Below are 1539 nucleotides of genomic sequence, written 5' to 3'. Positions count from 1 at the left end.
GTCGTCCGTGAAGAATGCAGATCGGCCCGATAGATAAGCAGAAGTTGTCTCGATGAAGTGTTCGATTTTGCAGGAAAGCCGGGTGTTGGGCCGCGGTTTCTTGCGTTTTAGGATTTTGCTTTCGAGCGATTCGTGATTCCCTGACGGCAGGTCATCGGCATTGGGGACGGCGATGAGCAAACCGCGGGATGATCGCCAGAAAGACCTGTTGCTGCCGGCGCTCGATCAAATCATCGACATGGGCCACCCGCTGGTGCGGTTGGCGGCGCTGATTGACTGGAGGTTTCTGGATGACCGCTTTGGTTCGGTGTGCCAGACCGGCCCGGGACAACCAGGCTTGCCAACGCGGCTTGTCGCTGGCCTGTTCATTCTGAAGCACATGCACAACCTGTCAGACGAGGTGTTGTGCGCCCGCTGGATCGAGAATCCTTATTACCAATACTTCTGCGGTGAGTTGAGCTTCTGCCACCGGCTGCCGTTCGATCGATCGTCGATGACGCGCTGGCGCCAGCGGCTCGGCGAGGAGCAGCTCGTCGCGCTGATCCAGGAAAGTCTGTCGGTGGCGCACAAGACTGGTGCCATTGGTCCCAACGACCTGGAGCGGGTGGTGGTCGATACCACGGTGCAGCCCAAGGCCGTTGCGCACCCGACCGACGCGCGGCTGATGCATCGGGCGATCACCAAGCTCGTCGGGCTCGCCAAGCGCAATCGTGTGCCGCTGCGCCAGAGCTATCTGCGCCTGGCCAAGCGCGCCGCCATCATGGTCGGCCGCTATACCCACGCCCACCAGTTCAAACGCGCCCGGCGCCAGCTCAAGTTCCTGCGGACGCGGCTTGGCCGGATCATCCGCGACATCCGCCGCAAGATTGATGGCGATGCGGCGCTGGAAGCTCGCTTCGGCCCGCTGCTTGATCTGGCACAGCGGGTGCGCACCCAGGATCAGCATCAGCGCGGCCCCAAGGTCTATGCGTTACATGCGCCGGAGGTCGAGTGCATCGGCAAGGGGAAAGCCCGCGCGCCTTACGAGTTCGGCTGCAAGGTCAGTATCGCTACCCCCGTGACGTCTCCGAAGGGCGGACAGTTCGTGCTCCATGCCAAGGCGCTGCACGGCAATCCCTTCGACGGGCACACGCTCGGCCCTGTGGTCGCCGACATGGAGAAGCTCACCGGCGTGGAGGCTCGCCGCATCCATGTCGACAAAGGGTACCGCGGCCACAACCACCCGCACCGGTTCAGGGTCTGGATCACGGGTCAGGTCCGTCGCGTCACGGCTTCCATCCGGCGTGAGATGAAGCGTCGTGCGGCCGTCGAGCCCGTCATCGGCCACGTCAAGGCCGAGCACCGCATGGACCGCAACTATCTCAAAGGCCGCGGCGGCGACCGCATCAACGCCGTCCTCGCCGCGGCCGGCTACAACTTCGGCCTGCTCCTGCGATGGCTCGCACAACTCCTGTGTGCCATCATCCGGGCCATCGCCGAAACTGTCCCGGCTCAAAAGATCGCTTAAATCAGCGCTCGTCCGCGTTCTTCACGGCGGAC

General features: G+C 63.4%; 2 protein-coding genes. One reads left to right on the top strand and one right to left on the bottom strand.

What is annotated here, in order from left to right; translation table 11 throughout:
• On the bottom strand, positions 1 to 180 hold a 180-nt coding region (locus tag I6F38_RS43150; protein WP_225164678.1), incomplete at its 3' end, for a hypothetical protein.
• Between I6F38_RS43150 and I6F38_RS43145 the strand changes: the two genes are divergently transcribed.
• Positions 173 to 1507: an IS5 family transposase gene (locus tag I6F38_RS43145; RefSeq protein WP_225164677.1), complete on the top strand. Its 1335-nt coding sequence runs from the start codon at positions 173 to 175 to the stop codon at positions 1505 to 1507. The genes I6F38_RS43150 and I6F38_RS43145 overlap by 8 nt on opposite strands.
• Positions 1508 to 1539 lie beyond the last annotated feature (32 nt).

This window comes from Bradyrhizobium sp. BRP56 (genome assembly GCF_020194035.1).
Taxonomy (GTDB): Bacteria; Pseudomonadota; Alphaproteobacteria; order Rhizobiales; family Xanthobacteraceae; genus Bradyrhizobium; species Bradyrhizobium australafricanum.
The sequence above is the reverse complement of the archived record's forward strand: the minus strand, read 5'-3'. Positions and strand labels throughout refer to the sequence as shown.